The sequence below is a fragment of the Streptomyces sp. rh34 genome (assembly GCF_002551245.1).
In the GTDB taxonomy this organism is placed as follows: Bacteria; Actinomycetota; Actinomycetes; order Streptomycetales; family Streptomycetaceae; genus Streptomyces.
Genome location: NZ_NTGZ01000474.1, coordinates 1 through 2,446 on the forward strand (window position 1 = coordinate 1; position 2,446 = coordinate 2,446).

A 2,446-nucleotide genomic window follows, 5' to 3' on the forward strand; every position below is an offset into this window, starting at 1 on the left:
GGCGAGCTCTCCGGCCGCGGCCGGCGGTTCACCCGCCGCACCGCCCAAGCCTCCGTCACCGCCCAAGCCTCCGTCACCGCCCGGGACTTCCGCCCGGGGCGCGAAGCCCGCAGTGGCCGTCGCGTCCGGCCCGACGACCGCCAAGGGGGCTGTCGCGGGGCCCGCCGGAGCCCCGAAGTCCGCGGCGGCGAGTGCATCCGTACCCGGGCAGCGCCCGCCGTCCTCGGCCGCGTCCACGCGTGCCTCGATCACCGACGTGGTGCCCCGCCGCACCCTCGCGATCATCGCGGCCGTCGTCGCGCTGGCCATTCTCGGCACGGTCCTCGCGCTCACTCTCGGCGGTGACGACGCGGACAAGGGCGGCGGCAAGGGCGACAGCGCCGCGTCGGCCGGATCCTCGGCCGGCGGCGCCGACGACAAGGGCGACGACACCGGCGGCGGTTCGGCCGGCGAGAAGGGCGGCGGTCAGAAGGAGGGCCAGGGCTCGGACGACGGCCGGGCCTCCGAGGACCCGTCCGGCGACGACGCCGACGACTCCGGGACCGACGACCCCCAGGACGACGGGGCGGACCCGGGCGACGCCCTGCCCGCCGGGTACGAGAAGGTCACCGACAGCCGCTTCCACTTCACCATGGCGATGCCCAAGGGCTTCAAGCGCACCGCCATCGCGGGCAGCAACTCCGGCGGCATCTACAACGACAAGAAGGGCAGCTTCCCCCGCGTCCAGGTCGACTTCAACAGCTCGCCCAAGGACGACGCGGTGGCCGCCTGGCGCGGGGCCGTCGGAAGCGCCAAGGTCCTCAGCGACGGCTACAAGCACGGCAGCATCAAGAAGGTCGAGTACAACGGCTACCCGACCGTCGCGGACTGGACGTTCGAGCGCAACCACGGCGGCGTCCGGGTCAAGGTGCTCAACCGCGGCTTCAAGGTGGACGCCAAGCGCGGCTACTCCATCATGATCAGCTGCAAGGTGGACGAGTGGGAGGGCGACGAGTGCCGGACGCTGCGCGAAACGGCGTTCGCCACGTTCACGCCCACGGGCTGACCGTCCGGTACATCCGGGGCTGAGCGTCCGGAACGCCCGGGTACCGACCGGCCGGCCCGCCCGTGGGCCGGCCGGGAACGCCCCGGGCCGGGCGCTGGGAAACGTTTGTGCGGGCCGGGTTGGCACGACCCGGCCCGTCGGCCCGCGTTGCCACGTATCGTAAGAGGCCGGAGACCGTGCGCAGCCGGAACGGCGGGTCAACTGCCCGCCTGGCGACCGTGACCGACGGATACGTGCACCTCCGATGGCCGGGGGGAAGAGCGCGCTCTGGGGAGGCGTCGTGGACGACTACGCGGGTCGGGTGCTTGCCGACCGCTACCGCCTTCCGCTGCCCCCGTCCGATGGGTACGAACTGGCCGAGACCCGGGCGTTTGATACGTACAGCGGACAGGAAGTCCTGGTCCGCCAAGTGCCGTTGCCGGAGATCGTGGACGCGGAGGTGCTCGACGCCGACGGGCGGCCCTCCGCGTCCGGACGCGCCACCGGGCGAGCGGTCCGCAGCGGCACGGACCCGGCGGTCCGGAGGGCGATCGAGGCCGCGCAGGCCGCCGCCCAGGTGCCCGATCACCCCCGGCTCGACCAGGTCTTCGACGTGTTCGCCGAAGCGGGCTCGCTGTGGATAGTGAGCGAGTTCGTCGCGGCCCGCTCGCTCGCCGCCCTCCTCGCCGAACGCCCCCTCACCCCGTACCGGGCGGCCGAGATCGGCTCCGACGTGCTCACCGCCCTGCGGGTGCTGCACGCCCACGGCTGGACCCACCGCAACATCACCGTGCGCACGGTCCTGGTGTGTGACGACGGCCGCGTCATGCTCACCGGTCTCGCGGCGGGCGCCGCCGAGGAGGCGCTCTGCGGGTACGCCCCCGGGCCGGCGCCCGACACCGACCCGGTGGCCGGCCCCACGACGTACGGCATCCCGGCCGTCGAGCATGCCGCGCCGAGCGAGTTCGGCGGCGTCCATGCGCTCCCGCCGGCCAGGAGCGAAGCGGAACACGCGGCCGTCCAGAGCTACGGATCCGACGAGGGCTACGCGGACGACGAGGGGTACGCGGACGTCGAGGAGTACGCCGACGTTCAGGAGTACGCCGATGACGGCGGCGGCGAGGGCAGGGAGGACGACGGGGGCAGGGCGGGCCGAGGGCTTTCCGTCCCGTCGTTGCCGGAGGGATACGCGCCGCGCCGGAACGACGACCGGAACGACGACCGGAACGACGACCGGGACGACGACCGGGACGGTGGCCGGTTCGGGGGGCCGTACGACCTGCCGCCGGGCCGGGAAGCCGAGCCCTTCGCGTCGCACGCCGGTCAGGAGATCGTCCCGCGCCCCGCCGCCCCCACCGTCCCGTACACCGCCGTGCCGCCCCCCGCCGAGCCGGGCGCCGCGAGCGCCGCCCAGCTGCGGGC

Annotated in this window: 1 protein-coding gene and 1 pseudogene; both read left to right on the forward strand. The window is 74.3% G+C overall.

Annotated features, from left to right (window positions below):
* Nucleotides 1-1,045: pseudogene (locus CR470_RS37365) on the forward strand (serine/threonine protein kinase); the annotation flags it as partial.
* 280 nt (nucleotides 1,046-1,325) lie between these two features.
* A partial coding sequence (locus tag CR470_RS39960) for a protein kinase (RefSeq protein ID WP_179892515.1) occupies nucleotides 1,326-2,446 on the forward strand: 1,121 nt, incomplete at its 3' end.